Annotated in this window: 20 protein-coding genes; all 20 read left to right on the plus strand. The window is 38.3% G+C overall.

Features of this window, described 5'->3' with window-relative positions; all coding sequences use genetic code 11:
- Positions 1–308: 308 nt before the first annotated feature.
- The gene (locus tag MKY80_RS05120; protein WP_008180720.1) at positions 309–1,079 is read left to right on the plus strand and encodes a FliA/WhiG family RNA polymerase sigma factor; all 771 of its coding nucleotides are present in this window, start codon (positions 309–311) and stop codon (positions 1,077–1,079) included.
- Between the two features lie 23 nt (positions 1,080–1,102).
- Positions 1,103–1,411, plus strand: a complete 309-nt coding sequence (locus tag MKY80_RS05125) for a hypothetical protein (protein WP_008180718.1) — start codon at positions 1,103–1,105, stop codon at positions 1,409–1,411.
- A gap of 9 nt (positions 1,412–1,420) precedes the next feature.
- Complete coding sequence (locus tag MKY80_RS05130) at positions 1,421–1,996, plus strand: hypothetical protein (RefSeq protein WP_090001011.1); 576 nt, start codon at positions 1,421–1,423, stop codon at positions 1,994–1,996.
- A 156-nt stretch (positions 1,997–2,152) separates the two neighbouring features.
- Positions 2,153–2,872, plus strand: coding sequence for a 30S ribosomal protein S2 (gene rpsB, locus MKY80_RS05135; RefSeq protein ID WP_004269262.1), 720 nt, complete (start codon positions 2,153–2,155; stop codon positions 2,870–2,872).
- Positions 2,873–2,974: 102 nt separating this feature from the next.
- The gene (gene tsf, locus MKY80_RS05140) at positions 2,975–3,862 is read left to right on the plus strand and encodes a translation elongation factor Ts (RefSeq protein WP_008181406.1); all 888 of its coding nucleotides are present in this window, start codon (positions 2,975–2,977) and stop codon (positions 3,860–3,862) included.
- A gap of 214 nt (positions 3,863–4,076) precedes the next feature.
- Positions 4,077–4,802, plus strand: coding sequence for a UMP kinase (gene pyrH, locus MKY80_RS05145; protein ID WP_008181404.1), 726 nt, complete (start codon positions 4,077–4,079; stop codon positions 4,800–4,802).
- Complete coding sequence (gene frr / locus MKY80_RS05150; protein ID WP_089985339.1) at positions 4,802–5,359, plus strand: ribosome recycling factor; 558 nt, start codon at positions 4,802–4,804, stop codon at positions 5,357–5,359. Before pyrH ends, frr begins: the two co-directional genes overlap by 1 nt.
- A gap of 315 nt (positions 5,360–5,674) precedes the next feature.
- Positions 5,675–6,469, plus strand: coding sequence for an isoprenyl transferase (locus tag MKY80_RS05155; RefSeq protein ID WP_008181400.1), 795 nt, complete (start codon positions 5,675–5,677; stop codon positions 6,467–6,469).
- On the plus strand, positions 6,466–7,266 hold the full coding sequence (locus MKY80_RS05160; RefSeq protein ID WP_089985341.1) for a phosphatidate cytidylyltransferase: 801 nt from the start codon (positions 6,466–6,468) through the stop codon (positions 7,264–7,266). Before MKY80_RS05155 ends, MKY80_RS05160 begins: the two co-directional genes overlap by 4 nt.
- A 62-nt stretch (positions 7,267–7,328) precedes the next feature.
- A complete protein-coding gene (gene dxr / locus MKY80_RS05165) occupies positions 7,329–8,474 on the plus strand; it encodes a 1-deoxy-D-xylulose-5-phosphate reductoisomerase (protein ID WP_089985343.1) in 1,146 nt (381 codons plus the stop codon).
- A 46-nt stretch (positions 8,475–8,520) separates the two neighbouring features.
- Positions 8,521–9,783 carry an RIP metalloprotease RseP gene (gene rseP / locus MKY80_RS05170; RefSeq protein ID WP_008181395.1) on the plus strand — a complete coding sequence of 421 codons (1,263 nt, stop codon included), beginning with the start codon at positions 8,521–8,523 and terminating at the stop codon, positions 9,781–9,783.
- A 148-nt stretch (positions 9,784–9,931) separates the two neighbouring features.
- A complete protein-coding gene (locus tag MKY80_RS05175) occupies positions 9,932–11,638 on the plus strand; it encodes a proline--tRNA ligase (RefSeq protein WP_089985346.1) in 1,707 nt (568 codons plus the stop codon).
- A gap of 272 nt (positions 11,639–11,910) precedes the next feature.
- Positions 11,911–16,242, plus strand: coding sequence for a PolC-type DNA polymerase III (locus MKY80_RS05180; protein WP_008181390.1), 4,332 nt, complete (start codon positions 11,911–11,913; stop codon positions 16,240–16,242).
- Between the two features lie 340 nt (positions 16,243–16,582).
- Positions 16,583–17,053: a ribosome maturation factor RimP gene (gene rimP, locus MKY80_RS05185; protein ID WP_025113965.1), complete on the plus strand. Its 471-nt coding sequence runs from the start codon at positions 16,583–16,585 to the stop codon at positions 17,051–17,053.
- 30 nt (positions 17,054–17,083) lie between these two features.
- Positions 17,084–18,223, plus strand: coding sequence for a transcription termination factor NusA (gene nusA, locus MKY80_RS05190; protein WP_008179001.1), 1,140 nt, complete (start codon positions 17,084–17,086; stop codon positions 18,221–18,223).
- A 136-nt stretch (positions 18,224–18,359) separates the two neighbouring features.
- The gene (locus MKY80_RS05195; protein WP_025113966.1) at positions 18,360–18,638 is read left to right on the plus strand and encodes a YlxR family protein; all 279 of its coding nucleotides are present in this window, start codon (positions 18,360–18,362) and stop codon (positions 18,636–18,638) included.
- Positions 18,635–18,943: a YlxQ family RNA-binding protein gene (locus tag MKY80_RS05200; RefSeq protein ID WP_008178997.1), complete on the plus strand. Its 309-nt coding sequence runs from the start codon at positions 18,635–18,637 to the stop codon at positions 18,941–18,943. The genes MKY80_RS05195 and MKY80_RS05200 overlap by 4 nt, the downstream gene beginning before the upstream one ends.
- 14 nt (positions 18,944–18,957) lie before the next feature.
- The gene (gene infB, locus MKY80_RS05205; protein WP_342532307.1) at positions 18,958–21,246 is read left to right on the plus strand and encodes a translation initiation factor IF-2; all 2,289 of its coding nucleotides are present in this window, start codon (positions 18,958–18,960) and stop codon (positions 21,244–21,246) included.
- Positions 21,246–21,524 carry a DUF503 domain-containing protein gene (locus MKY80_RS05210; protein WP_008178987.1) on the plus strand — a complete coding sequence of 93 codons (279 nt, stop codon included), beginning with the start codon at positions 21,246–21,248 and terminating at the stop codon, positions 21,522–21,524. The genes infB and MKY80_RS05210 overlap by 1 nt, the downstream gene beginning before the upstream one ends.
- 77 nt (positions 21,525–21,601) lie before the next feature.
- Positions 21,602–21,943 (plus strand): 30S ribosome-binding factor RbfA, encoded by a 342-nt coding sequence (gene rbfA / locus MKY80_RS05215; RefSeq protein ID WP_008178985.1) that lies wholly within the window; start codon positions 21,602–21,604, stop codon positions 21,941–21,943.
- Positions 21,944–21,951: the final 8 nt, after the last annotated feature.

Here is a 21,951-nt window from a genome sequence, read left to right on the forward strand (position 1 = left end):
TAATTTAGACATATTTTAAAACTGTATCCTAGGTTAATGTATAGCTAGGGTACAGTTTTAATTTGTTTGTACAAAATAAAGAGAGACGAACAGAAACAAATGAAATTATAGTCGATTTTTGTTATAATAGTAGGAAAGATGGCAATAGTTTATCCATTTTTTTACTCTGTTAGGTACTAGTAAGAGTAACCCGGATATAGATTTTTAAAAAAAACTATGGAGAAATCCTGATGAAAGAAAAGTTTTATGAGCGCAAGTAGTCAGTAGCAAACGGGCGCGTAAAGGCGTTTTTTAGAGAGGTGGATTTCATGACACAACCAATTCTGAACGATGAGCAAAAACTGTGGAATCGCTGGATACATGAGCGTGATCCAGATGCTGGTGATTTACTCATAAAAAAATATATTTCTTTAGTATCTTACCATGTTCAACGTATTAGTGCGGGATTACCAAAGAGTGTATCGCGAGACGATTTAACGAGCTTAGGTATGATAGGACTTTTTGATGCATTAAATAAATTTGATATTAATAGAGATTTGAAATTCGATACATATGCTTCATTTAGAGTAAGGGGAGCCATTATAGATGGGCTTCGTAAGGAAGATTGGCTACCACGCTCAGCGCGAGAAAAAGCCAAAAAATTAGATGCTCAGATTGAGCAATTAGAGCAAAAATATATGCGTCATGTGACACCTGAGGAACTTGCGAAGCATATGGAAGTACCTGTGGAAGACGTTTATCAGACAGTACAAGAGCATTTTTTTTCCAATGTTCTTTCCATTAATGAACAACAAGACCAAGAAGAGGTAGATGGAAAGTCGTTTGTCATTCGAGATGATACGACAAAAACTCCTGAACAATCGGTGGTTAAATCTGAATTACTAGATGATTTAGCAGAAAATATTCAAAAGCTAAATGAAAAGGAACAGTTGGTTCTAAGTTTATTTTACACGGAGGAACTGACGCTGACTGAAATTGGTGAAATGCTTGAATTATCGACATCACGTATTTCGCAAATCCATTCCAAAGCGCTTTTAAAATTACGTAAATTATTATCTAGCGAAATGATGAATGCGTAAATATCCTTGAGGGAGAGATTCCGATGAGTTTAAAAGGGGTTGAATTGCAAATTGCGATTCCTAAAACATTTGAAGCTGGGAAAATGGCTGATCAAGTACAGCAACAAGCTTTAGCTCAACAAGCACATGCTAATGAAGCGTTAAAAAAGGAAATAGAGCGCAAGCAAAAAATTGTAAATACATCAGAAGGTATGGATGAAATAAGTGAGGATGAAGATGCAGGTGGCGAATACTTAACGGATCCTTACAAAAAGAAGAAAAAGCAACAGGATCAACAAGAAAAACAGGCACAACATCCGTTTAAAGGCAATTTCGTGGATTTTAGTGGATAGGAGCTTATAATGACAACCATACTAATAGCGGTACTATTCTTTTTACAGCTACTTACATTTTACTTCCTTATTATTTTAAATACTAAGTTAGCAAAATTTAAGGATTTAGAAAAGAAGCAAGAACGCTTAATGAGCGAAATGGACGATACCATTAGTGTCTATTTAACAGAAATGAAAGATGAAAACGACCGTCTTATTAAGGAGCTACAAAATGTCTCATCATCAGACATAGCGGCGACTCGCGTTCAACAAACCGTAAGCAATGAGCCTCAACAGGAGCAGGCTACTTCGCCCTCAGAGCAAGTGCTGAAAAATGACAGTCCATTAAGCTTAGATAAAGATGCTCGTATCTATGTACCTAAAAATATAGTAGCCAATGCTTATTCGCGTCAGCAACAGACAACGGCAACAGCAGCATCCTCGCCAACGCCTTTGAAAGTAGAGCAACAGGAGCAGGTTAAAGAGCTTACAATAGAGCAACAGGCATTAAATTTAGCAAAGCAGGGTAAATCAACAGAAGAAATAGCGAAACAGCTGCAAAAGGGAAAAACAGAAATCGAGCTTTTACTGAAATTTCATCACTAAATTGTTGCTAACCGGCAAAAGCTATGATATAGTTGCAAATGGTGTTATTACTACACACGCATTTTGATGTAGTAAGTGGTGCTCTAAGATTAGGGTAGCTTGTTGCAAAAGATAAATGCGGAGGATAAAAACCAAACATACTAGGAGGAAATTCACATGTCAGTAATTTCTATGAAACAATTACTTGAAGCTGGTGTACATTTCGGTCACCAAACTCGTCGTTGGAACCCAAAAATGAAGAAATATATCTTCGTAGAACGTAACGGGATCTACATCATCGACTTACAAAAAACTGTTAAAAAATTAGAGGAAGCTTATGACTTCATGCGTCAAGTTGGTCAAGACGGTGGTAAAGTTCTTTTCGTTGGTACGAAAAAACAAGCACAAGAAGCGATCAAAGATGAAGCTGAACGTTCAGGCAACTACTACATCAACCAACGTTGGTTAGGTGGTACTCTTACTAACTTCGGTACAATTCAAAAACGTGTTGCACGTATGAAACAAATCGAAAAAATGGAAGAAGAAGGTACATTCGAAGTTCTTCCTAAAAAAGAAGTAATCCAACTTAAAAAAGAACACGAACGTCTAATCAAATTCTTAGGCGGTATCCGTGATATGCACGATCTTCCAGACGTAATGTTCGTGGTTGACCCACGTAAAGAACGTATTGCGGTTGCTGAAGCTCGTAAATTAAACATCCCTCTAGTAGGTATTGTTGATACAAACTGTGATCCAGATGAAATCGACTACGTAATCCCTGCTAATGATGATGCTATTCGCGCTGTTAAACTTTTAACTGCTAAAATGGCTGACGCTTTAATCGAGTCAAAACAAGGTGAAGAAGAAGCTCCAGCTGTAGAAGCTGCTGCTGAGTAATTCACGTTTACAAAAAGGTGATAAGTGGCTCAAAACCCTTATCACCTTTTTTAGAACCTATCATTAAAACTATGTTCAAACAATTTGAGGAGGAAACACTAAATGGCAAACATTACTGCACAATTAGTAAAAGAATTACGTGAAAAAACTGGCGCTGGTATGATGGATTGTAAAAAAGCGCTAGTACAAACTGATGGTAATCTAGAAGCTGCAATCGATTTCCTACGTGAAAAAGGTCTTTCTTCAGCTGCTAAAAAAGCTGACCGTATCGCGGCAGAAGGTACAACTTATATTTTAGAACAAGGTAACGAAGCAATCATCATTGAAGTTAACGCTGAAACTGACTTCGTTGCAAAAAATGACAAATTCCAAGTATTAGTTTCATCTTTAGCAGAGCAATTACTTACTGCTAAACCAGCATCAGTTGAAGCTGCATTAGAGCTTACAAATGCTGATGGCGTAAAAATTGAAGATCAAATTTCTACAGCTGTAGCAACAATTGGTGAAAAAATCACACTTCGTCGTTTTGAAATCAAAACAAAAACTGATGCAGATTCATTCGGCGCTTACTTACACATGGGCGGCCGCATTGGAGTATTAGTAACTTTAGAAGGTTCTACTGATGCATCAGCAGCTAAAGATGTTGCAATGCACATTGCTGCTATCAACCCAACTTACGTTTCTCGCGATGAAGTTTCTGCTGAAGAAGTTGAACGTGAGCGTAAAGTATTAACTGAGCAAGCTCTTAACGAAGGTAAACCAGAAAACATCGTTGCTAAAATGGTTGAAGGTCGTCTTGGTAAATATTTCGAAGATGTTTGCCTACTTGATCAATCATTCGTTAAAAACTCTGATCAAAAAGTACGTGATTTTGTAGCTTCTACTGGTGGTTCAGTAAACGGCTTTGTACGTTACGCTGTTGGTGAAGGTATCGAAAAACGTGAAGATAACTTTGCAGAAGAAGTAATGAGCCAAGTTAAAGGTAACTAATTTAGCGGGCATTTGATCCTAATCAAATAATATCTAGATTTTCTAGACAAAAAATGGGGAACACAACATAGCGTGTTCCCTATTTTTCCGAAATAAAGAAAATAGTAATAGAATTTTCTATTCTGCCTTATTCACAACTAGCAATTATTGTTAGATATACTATAATGGAAAAGGGAATAGAGATTTTTTAAATAAAGTCTTACGGAGGTTTACAATGAGTGTACCGCAATATAAACGAGTAGTTATTAAACTAAGTGGTGAAGCGTTAGCTGGAGAAGCGGGCTTCGGTTTATCACCAAAAATAATCAAGTCTGTTGCAGAAGAAGTAAAAGAAGTAGTGGATCTTGATGTAGAAGTTGCTGTTGTTGTAGGTGGCGGTAATATATGGCGTGGAAAAATAGGTAGTGAAATGGGGATGGATCGTGCTGCAGCTGACTATATGGGCATGCTTGCAACAGTCATGAACTCCCTAGCGTTACAAGATGCTCTTGAAAAATTAGGCATTGAAACACGTGTTCAATCTTCTATCGTGATGACTCAAGTAGCGGAGCCATACATTCGTCGTAAAGCAGTTAGACATCTTGAGAAAAAGCGTGTCGTTATCTTTGCAGCAGGGACAGGTAATCCGTTCTTCTCAACTGATACGACGGCGGCATTACGTGCAGCAGAAATTGATGCAGATGCGATTTTAATGGCTAAAAACAATGTTGATGGCGTTTATTCAGCAGATCCAAAAGTGGATCAAACAGCCGTTAAATATGATACACTCACATACTTAGACGTTATTCAACAAGGCTTACAAGTAATGGATTCAACAGCTTCTACCCTATGTATGGATAACGATATTCCACTAATTGTTTTCTCAATTACGGAACAAGGCAACATTAAACGTGCTGTACTAGGTGAAAAAATCGGAACAGTTGTTAGGAGGAATGCATAATGGCAAAACAAGTATTAGAACAAGCAAAAGATAAAATGAACAAAACAATTGCAGCTTTCACACGTGAACTATCTTCAATTCGTGCAGGTCGTGCAAACGCATCATTACTAGATCGTATTATGGTTGATTATTATGGAGCTCCAACACCAATCAATCAACTTGCAGGTGTTTCTGTACCAGAAGCTCGTTTATTAGTGATTACACCTTACGATAAAACAATTTTAGGTGAAATTGAAAAAGCAATTATGAGATCTGATATCGGTATTACACCAACAAATGATGGCTCTATCATTCGCTTAATGATCCCTGCTCTTACTGAAGAGCGTCGTAAAGATTTAGTGAAGCAAGTGAAAAAAGAAGCAGAAGACGCAAAAATTGCTGTACGTAATGTACGTCGTGATGCGAATGATGATTTGAAAAAACTTGAAAAAGCTGGCGAAATCACAGAAGACGATCTACGTGGCTATGGTGATGATATTCAAAAATTAACAGATGAATTCATTGTCAAAGTGGATCAAGTAACGAAAGATAAAGAAAAAGAAATTTTAGAGGTGTAAAACAAAGGTTTTACATGTTTATGATGGAACTTTTTGATGAGATGAAGGCGTCCTATACTTTACAGGACGTCTTTTCTCTTTACCGTTCGAATATGAGCTGAATCATAGAGAAAAGCATAGATGAAATATACAATGTTATGCATCACATAAATATTGATTAATTTTTTAACAAACTTATTCTTTAAGAATGTGTATAGTTCTAAAATACGCTAGTACATACATAGTCAATTTAGAGGGGAAAAAAAAGACAAAAAGCGCTTTTGTTTGTTATGATAGGTTAGTATACGTCCGATTAGTTGTAGTGGGGGAGTTAGCATGTTTAAAAAGCTATTAGGTAAACAAATAAATATGGATACACTATCATTGGAGGAGCGTGTGGCCCTAACTAAAAGCGAGCCGATTCCTGCCCATGTAGCGATTATTATGGACGGAAATGGACGTTGGGCAAAAAAACGAGCTATGCCACGTGTTGCTGGTCATCATGAGGGAATGAAGACAGTACGTAAGGTCACGAGATTTGCGTCTGATTTAGGCATAAAGGTATTAACCGTATATGCATTTTCCACTGAAAACTGGAAACGCCCAAAACCTGAAGTAGATTTTCTCATGCGGCTACCAGTCGAGTTTTTAGGTTCCTTTTTACCCGAGATGATGGAACGTAATGTACGTGTCGAAATGATTGGAGATCCATCTTTATTACCTGCCCATACACAAAAAGCGTTGTATGAGGCAATGGAAGAAACGAAGCATAATACAGGCCTTATTTTAAATTTTGCGCTGAATTATGGAAGTCGTTCTGAGATGGTTAATGCCATGAAAATGATGCTTCAAAAAGTGCAGGACGGTCAATTAACAATGCAAGACCTAACAGAAGAATGCTTAACGTCTCATTTAATGACGGCCCATTTGCCTGAACCGGATTTATTAATTCGTACAAGTGGTGAAGTACGCTTAAGTAACTTTATGCTTTGGCAGCTTGCCTATACGGAATTTTGGTTTACAGATACATTATGGCCAGATTTTAGTGAGGAAACCTTACTGGAAGCGGTGGAAAACTATCAAAAGCGTAATCGCCGTTATGGTGGGTTGAAGGGAGAAGAAACAACTTGAAACAACGAATTATTACCGCAATAATTGCAGCAGCACTTTTCATTCCATTCGTTATTTATGGAAAAGTACCATTTGCCATACTTGTGCTAGCAATGGCTATTGTCGGTTTTTATGAAATACTAAAGATGAAAGGTATTTCGATTTTTTCTGTGCCTGGCTTCTTAGGGCTTGTCACTTTAATTTTACTTGTCATACCGAACGACTGGAGTGAAAAGGTTGTAGATTTAATAGGCTATTCGTCTAATCTAATGGTAGTCTATGGTCTAATGATGTTACTCCTGATTTACGTCGTTTTAGTAAAAAATAAAATAACTTTTGATGAAGTTGGTTTTATTTTATTAGGTGCATTTTATGTGGGCTTAGGGTTCCATTACCTAATTGAAACAAGGAACGTAGGCTTAGAGTACGTTGTCTATTGTTTATTAGTCGTTTGGACAACGGATTCAGGTGCTTATTTTGTCGGAAGAAAATTTGGTAAGAATAAGTTATGGCCTGAAATCTCACCTAAGAAAACGATTGAAGGCTTCATCGGTGGAATTGTCATTGCCGTCATTTTCGCTGTCTGTATGCAACTCATTTACCCATTCGAAGATGGTTATATATCACTTGTAGTCGTAACAATTTTCGCCTCCATTATTGGTCAGATGGGCGACTTAGTAGAATCTGCTATTAAGCGTCATTTTGATGTAAAGGATTCAGGTAATATTTTACCAGGGCATGGCGGGATATTAGATCGTTTCGATAGTCTATTGTTCGTCGTGCCTTTGCTTCATTTTTTAAATTTGTTTGGTAGTTAATCCGAACTTTTAAGGACATCTATTCATACATTTGCTTAGATAGAAAAAGGGGACAATGTGTTGTGAAAAAGATTAGTTTATTAGGTGCAACTGGTTCAATCGGTTGGCAAACCTACGATATTTTAAAAGAACAACGTGAAGCTTTTCAATTAGTAGCTTTCTCTTCAGGGAAAAATATAAAGAAAACACGAGAGATGATTGATAACTTAAAGCCCGAATTGGTTTCTGTGCAGCTAGAAGAAGATGCGCTGCTGCTTGCTAAGGAGTATCCGACAATTCACTTTACATTTGGCGCAAAAGGCTTAGTGGAGGTTGCTACACATCCAGATTCGACGATTCTTGTCAATGCAGTGCTCGGAAGTGTTGGGCTGGAATCTACTTTAGCAGCCATTCGAATGGGCAAAACAATTGCTATTGCTAATAAAGAAACACTTGTGACAGCCGGGCATTTAGTGATGGCTGAAGCGAAAAAATATAACGCAACTATTCTGCCTGTTGATAGTGAGCATTCAGCTATCTTCCAATCGATGAATGGTGAAGACCCAAAATATATTGAACGTTTAATTATTACTGCTTCAGGTGGCAGCTTCCGTGATAAAACAAGGGACCAATTAAAACATGTGACTGTCGCTGACGCACTGAATCACCCGAATTGGTCGATGGGCGCAAAGATTACAATAGATTCTGCAACAATGATGAATAAAGGTTTAGAAGTGATTGAAGCGCATGTTTTATTTGATATGCCATACGAAAAAATTGATGTACTTTTGCATAGAGAAAGTATTATTCACTCTCTAGTTGAGTATCATGATACTAGTGTGATTGCTCAATTAGGTACACCAGATATGCGCGTTCCTATCCAATATGCTTTAAGTTATCCTGATCGAATCCCGTTACATAATGGTCAGCGACTGAATTTAGCGCAAATTGGTCAGTTACATTTTCAAGAAATGGACTTTGAACGTTATCCAGCATTGCGATTAGCATATGAGGCTGGCCGTACTGGTGGTACCATTTTAACAGCAATGAATGCAGCGAACGAAGCAGCAGTTGCAGCTTTTTTACAAGGGAAAATAACATTCCTTCAAATCGATGAGACAATTGAACGTGTGATGCAAGCACACCAAAACATTGCAATACCAGATTTACAAACGATTTTACAGGTGGACAGTGAAACAAGAAAAATAGTGTTAGACATGGTAAAATAACGAGAGCAATGTATCGTTAACTAATCGCTTTTAAAGGTGGGGTATTATGCAAACAGCCATTGCATTTATTTTAATATTTGGTTTGCTCGTCTTCTTCCATGAACTTGGACACTTCTTATTCGCCAAACGAGCAGGTATTCTAGTACGTGAATTTGCCATTGGAATGGGACCCAAAATATATGGGAGAACGCATGGAGAAACAATGTATACTGTTCGTTTATTGCCTATCGGGGGATATGTACGAATGGCTGGCGAAGATATGGATGGCACTGAATTACAGCCAGGATATCGAATAGGGCTTGTTGTCAATGAAGATAATGTTGTTAAAAAAATCATTTTCAATCAAAATAATAAGCAATTACCAGATTTATTATTTTTAGAAGTTGAACGTGCTGATTTAGAAAAAGATTTGTTTGTAGAGGGCTATGATGAAGAAGAACGATTAGTTCGTTATCAAGTAGCGAGAGATTGTGTCCTTGTGGAAAATGGACGAGAGCTTGTCATTGCACCTCATGATCGTCAATTTAATTCTAAAACGGTTGGCCAACGAGCGATGACTATTTTTGCAGGACCATTTTTTAACTTTATTCTAGCTTTCGTGATTTATTTAGTTATTGGATTAATTCACGGAGTTCCAACATATGAGCCAGTTATCTCTGAAGTAGTAGAAAATAATCCAGCTGCGGAGGCTGGGATGCTTGCAGGTGATAGAGTTACAGCCATTGATGGACAAGCTGTTGAAAAGTGGCAGGATTTAGCTGCAATTATTCAGGATCATCCAAACGAAGAGATTATGGTGACCGTAGATCGAGATGGACAATCTATCAACTTAAATATGACTGTTAAGGAAGTCCAGCAGGATGGAGAAAAGTATGGTCAAATTGGTGTGCTTTACGATAGCCCGAGAGAATTTAATCCACTAAAGGCTGTTGTCTATGGGGCACAAGAAACCTATAATATGACTGTCAAAATATTTGAGCTTCTAGGTATGTTGATTACTGGTAAGTTTACAATAGACGCTTTATCTGGTCCTGTAGGTATTTATAAAGCAACCGAGCAAGTAGCTCAGTACGGTATTATGAATCTAATGAATTGGGCTGCAATGTTAAGTATAAATCTAGGAATTATGAACTTACTTCCATTACCTGCTTTAGATGGTGGTCGCTTATTATTCTTTGGTTTTGAAGCTTTACGAGGGAAACCAATTGACCGTCAAAAAGAAGGAATTGTTCATTTTGTAGGAATTGTTCTACTAATGATTTTAATGGTAGTTGTCACATGGAATGATATACAGAGATTTTTCTTTTAATAAATGACTAGCAAATTCTAGCTTTACAATTAAAAGGAATTTTATTTATAGCTTTGGGCGCAATTTCTACGAAACATTGCGCTCAAAGCTAAATTTGTTTATGCTATTGAGAGTATAAATTTATCTATTAAAAAAGGTGGAACACTGAATGAAGCAAAGTAAAACATTTATCCCAACGTTACGTGAAGTACCTGCTGATGCTGAGGTAAAGTCACATAAGCAATTACTACGTGCAGGGTTTATTCGTCAAAATACAAGTGGGGTATACTCGTATTTACCGCTTGCAAAACGTGTGTTATCAAAAATTGAAACAATTATTCGAGAAGAGATGGAGGCCATCAATTCGATTGAGCTATTAATGCCATCTCTACAATCTGCTGAGCTTTGGCAAGAGTCAGGTCGCTGGGAAAAATACGGTCCAGAATTAATGCGCTTGAAAGACCGTCATGACCGTGATTTTGCATTGGGGCCAACACATGAAGAAGTAATTACAACTTTAGTACGTGATGAAATTAAATCTTATAAAAAATTACCGTTAACACTTTATCAAATTCAAACGAAATTCCGTGATGAAAAACGTCCACGCTTTGGTTTACTACGAGGAAGAGAATTTATTATGAAAGATGCGTATTCCTTCCATGCATCTCGTGAAAGTTTAGATGAAACATATGATGATATGTACCGTGCTTATTCTAATATTTTCTCACGTCTTGGCTTAAACTATCGCGCTGTTATCGCTGATGCAGGTTCTATCGGCGGAAAAGGTACACATGAGTTCATGGTACTTTCTGAAATTGGAGAAGATACAATTGCCTACTCAGATACATCTGACTATGCAGCAAATATTGAAATGGCTGAAGTCATTGCAGATTACCAGACATCTGATGAAGCATTAAAAGAAGTTGAAAAAGTAGCGACACCAGATCAAAAAACAATTGAGGAAGTTTCAGCATTCCTACAAGTAAAACCTGCTAATGTTATAAAGTCTCTTGTCTTTGATGTAGATGGAGAGCTTGTAGTTGTTCTTGCGCGTGGAGATCATGAAATCAATGATATTAAATTGAAAAATGCTCTTGAAGCGGGTTCTGTAGAGCTTGCAAGTGAAGTAGCGATTCGTGAGCTATTAGGTTGTGGTGTTGGCTCCATTGGACCAGTGAAGTTACCGGTAGACGTAAAAGTAGTAGCTGATCATGCGATTAAATCTATTCGTAATGGTATTGCAGGTGCGAATGAAGATGGATTCCATCTAGTAAATGTTAATCCTGAGCGTGATTTTGCTGTGAATGACTACTTAGATATTCGTTTTATTCAAGAGGGTGATCCTTCTCCAGATGGACAAGGTACGATTAAATTCGCGGAAGGCATCGAGGTTGGTCATATTTTCAAACTAGGTACTACATATTCTGCTAAAATGAATGGTACTTTCTTAGACGAGCAAGGGAAATCCCAACCATTTATTATGGGTTGCTATGGTATTGGTGTTTCTCGTATTCTAGCTGCGGTAGCTGAGCATTTCCAAGATGAAAATGGCTTCACATGGCCAACGCAATTAGCACCGTACGATATCCATGTTGTTCCTGTGAATACTAAAGATGAAGCGCAAGTAGCTTTAGCAGATGAGCTTTACGGCTTATTAAAATCATATCGCTATGATGTACTACTAGATGACCGTGCCGAGCGTGCCGGCGTTAAGTTTGCGGACGCTGATTTAATTGGTTTACCTGTTCGCGTAACGGTTGGTAAAAAAGCAATAGAAGGTATTGTGGAAGTGAAGTTCCGACAAACTGGGGAAACATTTGAATGGAAAAAAGAAGAAGTGATTGACCACTTAAATGAATTTTTCCGTAAAAATTAATAACCTCTTATGGTTGGTTTTAAATGGAAGTGAATGCTTCTAATAGAGGCTTTCATGTAATTTTGATAAAATAGGAATAAATAAATTCGCGACAATTCTGCGGGACGGTGAGCCAAGCAAAGAAAAACAGATAGTCTAGACTCTCTGTTAAGCTTGAAGAGCGCCCGCAGTGAGGGAGCGAATTTTTTTCTGGCATTCTTGTCCTATGTTGAAGATGAATTAGAAAAGAGGCTTATACGGAATGCCTCCTTCTGAAAGTAGGTGTCGATAGATTGGAACAGCAACAAGAGGCAAGAACGAGATTTCGGATGCTTTTGCAGCAACTAGAGTTAACAGATGATGTGTACATGTCATTTTTTGAAGAAGGTGAGTTATCACGGCTAACAGTCCATAAAAAGGATAGACTATGGCATTTTACTATTCAATTACGTGATATACTGCCATTTCCGCTTTACCAGCTTTTCCGTACCCATTTAACAGATAAATTTTCAGCAATCGCACAGGTTTATACAACCATTGAGACACAAGAGAAAAGTGTAACAGAGGAACTTGTCCAAGCTTATTGGCTAAATGTTGTTGAGCAAATTGATGAGATGGCACCAACATTGAAAAATTGCCTTATCTCTCAAGTGCCGATGTGGAATGGTCAGAAAATCACATTAGCCTGTATGCAGGAAATGGAATTCATGATGTTAAAAACGAAGTATTCCGACAAGCTAGCAGAAAGCTATTGTCAATTCGGTTTTCCAAAAATGGCGATAGATTTTGTGCTTCAAGAACAAACGGAAGAAATGATTGCTGCTCAGGAAGCGTTTATGGAACAAAAGCGCATGGAAGAAGCAGCTCTATCTCAGCAAGCGATGCAGGATTTCCAAAAACGAGAGCAAGAGAAGAAGGACAATCCAGCTATTGCGAACCTTGGTGATCGTCCATTCCAGCTTGGTATGCTTATTAAAGACGATGAAATTATGGAAATAAAACGCATTGTTGAAGAGGAACGCCGTGTAATTGTTGAGGGCTTTGTCTTTGATGCAGAAATTAAAGTACTGAAAAGTGGACGCTCTTTATTACAAATTAAAATTACCGACTATACGGACTCTATCATCGTCAAAATGTTCTCACGTGATAATGACGATGCTGAACTGATGCAGCACCTAAAAAAGGGAATGTGGGTTAAAGTTCGAGGCTCCGTCCAAACAGATACATTTATTCGTGATTTAATCGTCATGGCTAATGATATTAATGAAATAAAAAAAGAAACACGTCAGGATCTAGCACCAGAGGGTGAAAAGCGAGTAGAGCTACATTTGCATACACCAATGAGCCAAATGGACGCTGTGACGCCCGTTGATCGCCTAGTTGCACAGGCAGCAAAATGGGGTCATCCAGCAGTAGCTATTACAGATCATGCTGTTGTACAATCCTTCCCTGAAGCATATGCAGCAGGGAAAAAGCATGGTATTAAAGTAATTTATGGCTTGGAGGCTAATTTAGTTGATGATGGTGTCCCTATAGCTTATGCACCAGAGCACCGCTTATTAGAAGAAGCCACTTATGTTGTCTTTGACGTGGAAACGACAGGGTTATCAACTGCTTACGATACAATTATTGAGCTGGCGGCAGTAAAAATTAAAGATGGCCAAGTCATTGATAAATATGAAAGCTTTGCAAACCCACATCATCCGCTTTCAGCAACGACTATTGAATTAACAGGTATTACGGATGATATGGTTCGTCATGCACCAGAAGTAGAGCAAGTTATAAAAGAGTTTCATGCATTTATTGGTGATGGGATTGTTGTTGCTCATAATGCGTCATTTGATATTGGTTTCTTGTATACGGGCTATAAAAAATTTGGTCTTGAAGGAACAACACATCCAGTCATTGATACATTAGAGCTAGCTAGATTGCTGTACCCAACAATGAAAAATCACCGTTTAAATACACTTTGTAAAAAATTCAATATTGAATTAACACAACATCACCGAGCGATATACGATACAGAGGCGACAGGCTATTTACTATTACAATTATTAAAAGATGCCGATGAATTAGTCATTAAATACCATGATGATTTTAATAAGCATATTGGTGGTGGGGACGCCTATAAAAAAGGTCGACCCATGCATTGTACTATTTTAGCTGTTGATAATGCGGGCTTAAAGAATTTATTTAAAATTGTTTCACACGCCCATACAAAAACATTCTATCGAGTTCCTCGTGTGACAAGAGCTGTTCTAGAGCAATATCGAGAAGGTTTACTAGTCGGTTCTGGTTGTAGTAATGGTGAATTATTTGAAACGATGATGAATAAATCACCTGAGGAAGCTGAACAAGTGGCTAAATTCTATGATTATATTGAGGTGCAACCGAAAGCAGTATATGCACCATTAATTGAACGTAATGTCGTGCGTGATGAATGGACATTAGAGGATATCATAAGAAAGCTTGTTAAGTTAGGGAAGAAGCTCGATAAACCAGTTGTGGCAACGGGAAATGTTCATTATTTGGATCCGACAGATGCTATGTTTAGACAAATACTCGTTGGTTCTCAAGGTGGTGCAAACATCTTAAATCGATCCAAACTACCTGAGGTGCATTTTAGAACAACGGATGAAATGCTAAAAGAATTTGATTTCTTAGGACCAGATCTGGCTAAAGAAGTTGTTGTGACGAATGCACAAAAAGTAGCTGACAGCATTGGAGATGTTAAGCCGATTAAGGATGATTTATATACGCCCAAAATTGAAGGCTCTGATGATGAAGTAACCAATTTAACGTATGAAATGGCTCATCATATTTACGGTGAGGAGCTACCCGAAATTGTAAAAGCTCGAATTGAAAAAGAACTAAAATCTATATTAGGACATGGTTTTGGTGTAATTTATTTAATTTCTGCGAAGCTGGTGAAGAAATCTTTAGCTGACGGTTATTTAGTAGGTTCTCGTGGTTCCGTGGGCTCTTCATTAGTTGCAACCTTTATGGAAATTACGGAGGTTAACCCATTGCCTCCGCATTATGTTTGCCCAAATTGTAAGCATTCTGAGTTTTTTGATGATGGTTCGGTTAGCTCAGGCTTTGACTTACCGAATAAAGACTGTTCAGAATGTGGAACACCTTATAAAAAAGATGGACAAGATATTCCATTCGAAACCTTCCTTGGCTTTAAAGGGGATAAGGTACCCGATATCGATTTAAACTTTTCTGGTGAATACCAGCCGAAGGCCCATAATTATACCAAGGTATTATTTGGTGAGGATTATGTGTACCGTGCAGGAACAATCGGTACGGTGGCGGAGAAAACAGCATATGGTTATGTCAAAGGCTATGCGAATGATCACAACTTGCATTTCCGCGGAGCTGAAGTGGATCGTTTAGTGCAAGGATGTACAGGGGTCAAGCGAACTAGTGGGCAACACCCAGGGGGAATTATCGTAGTACCTGATTATATGGATATTTTTGATTTCTCTCCAGTACAGTTCCCAGCAGATGCTCAGGATGCAGAATGGCGTACAACCCATTTCGACTTCCACTCGATTCATGATAATATTTTGAAACTAGATATACTTGGACACGATGATCCGACGGTTATTAGAATGCTACAGGATTTATCAGGAATAGATCCAAAAACGATTCCTACTGATGATCCTGTCGTCATGCAAATTTTTAGTTCACCTGAAACGTTAGGTGTCACTGAAAAACAAATTGGCTGTAAGACGGGAACATTAGGTATTCCTGAATTCGGTACTCGCTTCGTACGACAAATGTTAGAGGATACAAAGCCTTCTACATTCTCAGAGCTTGTGCAAATTTCCGGATTATCTCATGGAACAGACGTATGGCTAGGTAACGCACAAGAATTAATTCATAACGGGACATGTGTCTTGAAAGAAGTAATTGGTTGTCGTGACGATATTATGGTGTATTTAATTTACCAAGGTCTAGAGCCATCGTTAGCATTTAAAATCATGGAGTCTGTACGTAAAGGGAAAGGCTTATCAGAGGAATTTGAAGCAGAGATGCTCGCCAATAAAGTACCAGGATGGTATATCGAGTCATGTAAAAAGATAAAATATATGTTCCCGAAAGCCCATGCTGCCGCATACGTATTAATGGCGGTTCGTATTGCTTGGTTTAAGGTCCATTTTCCAATCCTATACTATGCAGCATATTTCACGGTACGTGCAGATGACTTTGATTTAATTGCTATGGTTCAAGGTTCACAAATGATTCGTGCCCGTATTGACGAAATCAATTTAAAAGGTCTAGATGCCTCTACAAAAGAGAAGAACTTATTAACGGTAATGGAGCTAGCACTAGAAATGTGTGAACGAGGAATGAGCTTCCAGAAAGTTGACTTGTACCGTTCGCAGGCAAGTGAATTTGTCATTGAAGGCAATACATTAATTCCACCTTTTGATGCAATCCCAGGACTTGGTACGAACGTAGCCAAAACGATAGTGGCTGCTCGAGAAGATGGAGAGTTTTTATCAAAGGAGGATTTACAGCAACGAGGCCGTGTTTCGAAGACACTAATCGAATACATGGATCAGCTGGGCTGTTTAGAAGGCATGCCTGATGCTAATCAGTTATCTCTCTTTTAAAATGGAATGAGCTGGATTCATTCAAAGTTTAATCTGTAAAACCATTGCCAATTTCAAAATCCTGTCACAATATGGTTATCTTTAATGAAGGAAATTTGCATTATACCAAGAACTATGCTATTCTAATGGTAATAATTTGTTGATATTTTTCCAGCAAAAGAGTGGGGCTTACCCGCTCTTTTCTGTTGTTATACCGTAGCAAACAAATTTTGACTAACAGCAGGTAAGACCGTAAAATTTCACCAAAGCAACTGGTGGAATTTCTGTTTTATTATGGTTCATTCCACTACGAATACTGTAATGAATGGTTGACACGCTAGAATAGATACAGGAGGAAATAATGAGCAAAGTACCATCTTTAATTGAAGAGCTCGCTAAACCAATAGTAGATGAGTTAAATCTGGAGTTAGTGGATATTGAGTTCGTAAAAGAAGGGCGTAACTGGTTTTTACGCGTCTATGTTGATACACCAGAAGGTAGCATCGACATTGACCAATGTGCTCAAGTAAGCGAACGACTAAGTTTGTTATTGGATGAAAAAGATCCAATTACACAAAACTATTATTTAGAAGTTTCATCACCTGGAGCGGAGCGTCCCTTAAAAAAGGATGCTGATTTTGAAAAGGCAATTGGTAAGTTTATTTATGTAAAAACCTATAAGCCCATAAACGACATGAAGGAATTCCAAGGCTACTTAACATCCTACGATGAACATACATTAGTGATGGAAGTGCGCATTAAAACGCGTAAAATTACAGTAACAATAGAACAAGAAAAAATCGCATTGGCACGATTAGCCATCGATTTTTAAGCATAATGCATATTTAGGAGTGAAAACAAAATGAGTAGTGATTTGTTAGATGCGCTGAATGCGCTAGAAGAACAAAAAGGAATTTCAAGAGATGTGTTAATTGAAGCAATTGAGGCGGCATTAGTCACAGCTTACAAACGCAACTTCAACCAAGCACAAAATGTTCGAGTGGACTTAAATTTAGATAAGGGCTCTATCCGCGTGTTTTCACGTAAAGATGTTGTGGAAGAAGTAGAAGACGATCGTCTACAAATTTCTTTAGAGGACGCAAAGGTTATTAACCCAGCTTATCAATTAGAAGATATCGTGGAACAAGAAGTAACGCCACGTAACTTCGGCCGTATTGCTGCTCAAACAGCTAAACAGGTAGTAACACAACGCGTACGTGAAGCGGAACGTGGTTTAATCTACGAGCAATATGTCGATCGTGAAGATGATATCGTAACAGGTGTTGTGGAACGTTTAGATGCGCGAAATATTTATGTAGGTTTAGGTAAAGTAGAGGCTGCATTGCCAGTCAATGAGCAAATCCAGGGCGAAACCTATCGTCCGCATGATCGCATCAAAGTATATATTACAAAAGTTGAACGTACAACACGCGGTCCACAAGTGATTGTATCTCGAACACATCCAGGATTATTACGCCGATTATTTGAGATGGAAGTACCTGAAATTTATGAAGGAATTGTAGAGATTAAATCGATTGCTCGTGAAGCAGGAGATCGCTCAAAAATTTCTGTCTATGCACATAACGAAGAAGTAGATCCAGTAGGTTCTTGTGTTGGTGCAAAAGGTGCACGTGTACAAACAATTGTTAACGAATTAAACGGCGAAAAAATCGATATCGTAGAATGGTCAGAAGATCCTGTTGTATTCGTTGCCAATGCACTTAGCCCATCGAAAGTTTTAGATGTTCAAGTAAACGAAGAAGAAAAATCCACAACGGTTGTTGTACCAGACTATCAATTATCGCTAGCTATTGGTAAACGTGGCCAAAATGCACGTTTAGCTGCGAAACTTACTGGCTGGAAAATTGATATTAAGAGTGAGACAGATGCTCGTGAATTAGGTATCTATCCATCTGCTACAAGCACTTTCGTACCTGCTGAAGATGAAGAAAGTGATTTTGATGAAGTGGCAGTAGATTTATATCAAGACGACGAAGAATAAGTAAGAAAGCCCGTGTGACGAGTTACCTGACAGTATTCAGTGGGCCCCCTACGCCGACTGAATACTGTCAGAGCGTCAAGTAGAGCACGACTTGTCCACCTCTTACGACAAGCTTCAGAGAGGAATGGTGATTCTTATGGCTGTTAACAAAAAAATACCTCTTCGTAAATGCGTAGCAACTGGAGAAATGCTGGCAAAGAAAGAAATGATACGTGTTGTTCGTTCAAAAGAGGGCGAAGTAAGTGTAGATATCTCCGGGAAAAAACCTGGGCGTGGTGCCTATGTCTCTAAATCAGAGAAGGCAATTGATATCGCTCGTAAGAAAAATGTATTGGGGCACCAACTTGATGTGAAAATTCCTGAAGAAATTTACGAGGAGCTTATTTTGCTAATTCGTAGGGAGTCAATTTTATGATTAATCAAGCAATATTTAATTTGCTTGGAATTGCGGCAAGAGCCCGTAAAGTGATTTCAGGAGAAGAGTTAGTAGTAAAGGAAGTCCGGAATGGCAATGCTAAGTTAGTACTGCTTGCAAACGATGCTTCTAAAAACTCAAGTAAGAAAATTCAAGATAAGTGCACGTACTACAACGTTGAGTATCATGTAATTGGAGATCGTTACGATCTAGGACATGCTACAGGTAAGGAGGCCCGAGTGGCTTTAGCGATTACCGATAAAGGTTTTGCAAGTAAATTGTCTAGTCTACTCAACGAAAAATAATCGGGGGTGAGCAGATGACCAAAATCAGAGTTCATGAATATGCGAAACAAGTGAATAAAACGAGTAAAGAGGTTATTGAAGCACTTAGTAAATTAAATGTGAGTGTAACTAATCATATGTCTATGTTAGAGAAAGACATCGTGTCAAAGTTAAACCAAACATTTAAAGCAACACCTGAGAAAAATGTAGGAAAACAAGCAACTCAAAACATATCACAAAAACCTCAATCGAATGGTCAACAAAACCATTCGGTGAAAAAGCAAGAAGGTCAAAGGCAGCAATCTGCTACTTCTAAGCCTAAAGCAAATAATCAGCAACACACACAGCAACACTCAAATTCGTCTAACGAAAAATCTAAGAATGCAAAAGGTAATCAAAACAGAAATATGACACAAAATAATAATAATAATAACAATAATAATAATAATAATCGTAGAGGTGGCGGTGGTTACAACCAACGTCCAAAACCAGGGATTCATGGAGGCAAACGTCGCCATCCAAAAACGCATCAACCATCAATACCGCTTAAACAAAAGGAACTTCCAGAAAAAATTACTTTTGTTGAATCATTATCAGTAGCAGAATTAGCAAAAAAATTACACCGTGAGCCATCTGAAATTATCAAAAAATTATTCATGCTTGGGGTAATGGCAACAATTAACCAAGAATTAGATAAGGATGCAATTGAATTAATTTGCGCAGACTATGGTGTAGAAGTGGAAGAAGAGATTCGTGTAGATATTACGGACTTAGAAACACACTTCGAGCAAACAGAAGAAGTAAATGAAGCTGAATTATCAGAGCGTCCGCCAGTTGTGACAATCATGGGTCACGTTGACCACGGTAAAACAACATTATTAGATTCTATTCGTAATACTAAAGTGACTGCAGGTGAAGCTGGGGGTATTACGCAGCATATCGGTGCCTACCAAGTAACAGAAGGTGACAAGAAAATCACTTTCCTTGATACACCAGGACACGCTGCTTTCACAACAATGCGTGCACGTGGTGCAAAAATAACGGATTTAACAATTTTAGTAGTAGCTGCTGATGATGGTGTAATGCCACAAACGGTAGAAGCAATCAATCACGCAAAAGCAGCAGAAGTACCAATTATTGTAGCTGTGAATAAAATGGATAAACCATCTGCAAATCCAGATCGTGTGATGCAAGAATTAACTGAACATGGCTTAGTTCCTGAAGCATGGGGTGGCGAAACGATTTTCGTACCAATTTCAGCATTAAAAGGTGAAGGCATTGACACATTACTAGAAATGATTTTACTTGTTGCAGAAGTAGGTGAGCTAAAAGCAAATCCTGACCGTTTAGCTCTTGGAACAGTAATTGAAGCTCAGCTAGACAAAGGACGCGGTTCAGTTGCTACGCTGTTAGTGCAAGACGGTACATTAAAAGTGGGTGACCCAATCGTTGTCGGTCATACATTTGGTCGAGTTCGTGCAATGGTGAATGATAAAGGCCGTCGTGTGAAAGAAGCTGGACCATCAACACCAGTAGAAATTACAGGTTTAAATGATGTACCTCAAGCAGGGGACCGTTTTGTTGTCTTTGAAGATGAAAAAACAGCTCGTCAAGTTGGGGAAACTCGTGCAATGTCAGCTATCCAAGCACAACGTTCTGAAAAACAACGTGTAACGCTTGATAACTTATTTGAGCAAATGAGCCAAGGCGAAATGAAAGAGCTGAACTTAATCGTTAAGGCAGACGTACAAGGTACTGTAGAAGCAATGGCTGCTTCATTAATGAAAATTGATGTAGAAGGCGTAAATGTGAAAATTATTCACACTGGTGCAGGTGCCATTACGGAATCTGATATTTCTCTTGCTGCCGCTTCCAATGCTATTGTTATTGGTTTCAATGTACGTCCAGATGTCAATGCAAAACGTGCTGCAGAAGAAGAAGGCGTAGATATTCGTTTACACCGTATCATTTACAAAGTAATTGAAGAGATTGAGCAAGCAATGAAAGGTATGCTTGATCCTGAATTTGAAGAAAAAATTATTGGTCAAGCAGAAGTTCGCCAAACAATTAAAGTATCAAAAGTTGGTACAATTGCTGGTTCGTATATAATTGAAGGAAAAGTAACACGTGATTCAGGCGTTCGTGTAATTCGCGATAACGTAGTTATTTTTGAAGGTGAATTAGATACGCTTAAGCGTTTCAAAGACGAAGTAAAAGAAGTAGCAAGAGGATACGAATGTGGTATTACGATTACAAACTTCAACGATATTAGAGAAGGCGACATTATTGAAGCCTACATTATGGAAGAAGTTAAACGAGTATAATGATTGTATACGCAGAGGTTGAATTTATCATTCAAACTGCCCATTCGTTAAAAGAAAAACGTGCTGTCTTACAGCGTATGATTACCCGCACTAAGCAGAAGTTTAATGTTTCTATTGCGGAAATTGACCATCAAAACGTATGGCAGCGCACCAAATTAGCACTTGTAGCTGTTTCTTCATCGAAAGAGGCAGCTGAACGGGAAATTAATCACGCGCTCCACTATTTAGAGTCAAATCCGTCATGGGAACAGCTTAATGTGTGGCGAGACTATTTATAAGGAATAGTAGGTAGTTGAGATAGCTAAGTAGCATAAAAAGATCAACTATCTGTACATCGAAATAGAGGTGACAAATTATGTCTCTACGTTCAAACCGTGTTGCTGAGCAAATGAAAAAAGAGCTTGGTGATATTCTTGGCCGTAAAATTAAAGATCCGCGTGTTGGTTTTGTTACTGTTACAGGTGTTGAGGTAACGGGTGATTTACAGCAAGCGACTATTTATATTACATCTTTAGGCAATGAACGTGAACGCGAGGAAACGATTAAAGCTTTAGTAAAAGCTTCCGGTTTCATTCGATCAGAAATTGGTTCACGTATTCGTTTACGACGCACACCAGAATTAATCTTTGAATTCGATTCATCGATTGAGTACGGAAACCGTATTGATACATTGCTAAGAGGTTTACACAAAGAATAAGCTGAAAA

The organism is Lysinibacillus sp. FSL R5-0849, from assembly GCF_038595075.1.
GTDB classification, from domain to species: domain Bacteria; phylum Bacillota; class Bacilli; order Bacillales_A; family Planococcaceae; genus Lysinibacillus; species Lysinibacillus fusiformis.

Bases quoted from the DNA above. Each gene is read 5' to 3' on its own strand.
- MKY80_RS05120 (WP_008180720.1), top strand. From the start codon at position 309: ATGACACAACCAATTCTGAACGATGAGCAAAAACTGTGGAATCGCTGG.
- MKY80_RS05125 (WP_008180718.1), top strand. From the start codon at position 1,103: ATGAGTTTAAAAGGGGTTGAATTGCAAATTGCGATTCCTAAAACATTT.
- MKY80_RS05130 (WP_090001011.1), top strand. From the start codon at position 1,421: ATGACAACCATACTAATAGCGGTACTATTCTTTTTACAGCTACTTACA.
- rpsB (WP_004269262.1), top strand. From the start codon at position 2,153: ATGTCAGTAATTTCTATGAAACAATTACTTGAAGCTGGTGTACATTTC.
- tsf (WP_008181406.1), top strand. From the start codon at position 2,975: ATGGCAAACATTACTGCACAATTAGTAAAAGAATTACGTGAAAAAACT.
- pyrH (WP_008181404.1), top strand. From the start codon at position 4,077: ATGAGTGTACCGCAATATAAACGAGTAGTTATTAAACTAAGTGGTGAA.
- frr (WP_089985339.1), top strand. From the start codon at position 4,802: ATGGCAAAACAAGTATTAGAACAAGCAAAAGATAAAATGAACAAAACA.
- MKY80_RS05155 (WP_008181400.1), top strand. From the start codon at position 5,675: ATGTTTAAAAAGCTATTAGGTAAACAAATAAATATGGATACACTATCA.
- rseP (WP_008181395.1), top strand. From the start codon at position 8,521: ATGCAAACAGCCATTGCATTTATTTTAATATTTGGTTTGCTCGTCTTC.
- MKY80_RS05175 (WP_089985346.1), top strand. From the start codon at position 9,932: ATGAAGCAAAGTAAAACATTTATCCCAACGTTACGTGAAGTACCTGCT.
- rimP (WP_025113965.1), top strand. From the start codon at position 16,583: ATGAGCAAAGTACCATCTTTAATTGAAGAGCTCGCTAAACCAATAGTA.
- nusA (WP_008179001.1), top strand. From the start codon at position 17,084: ATGAGTAGTGATTTGTTAGATGCGCTGAATGCGCTAGAAGAACAAAAA.
- MKY80_RS05195 (WP_025113966.1), top strand. From the start codon at position 18,360: ATGGCTGTTAACAAAAAAATACCTCTTCGTAAATGCGTAGCAACTGGA.
- MKY80_RS05200 (WP_008178997.1), top strand. From the start codon at position 18,635: ATGATTAATCAAGCAATATTTAATTTGCTTGGAATTGCGGCAAGAGCC.
- infB (WP_342532307.1), top strand. From the start codon at position 18,958: ATGACCAAAATCAGAGTTCATGAATATGCGAAACAAGTGAATAAAACG.
- MKY80_RS05210 (WP_008178987.1), top strand. From the start codon at position 21,246: ATGATTGTATACGCAGAGGTTGAATTTATCATTCAAACTGCCCATTCG.
- rbfA (WP_008178985.1), top strand. From the start codon at position 21,602: ATGTCTCTACGTTCAAACCGTGTTGCTGAGCAAATGAAAAAAGAGCTT.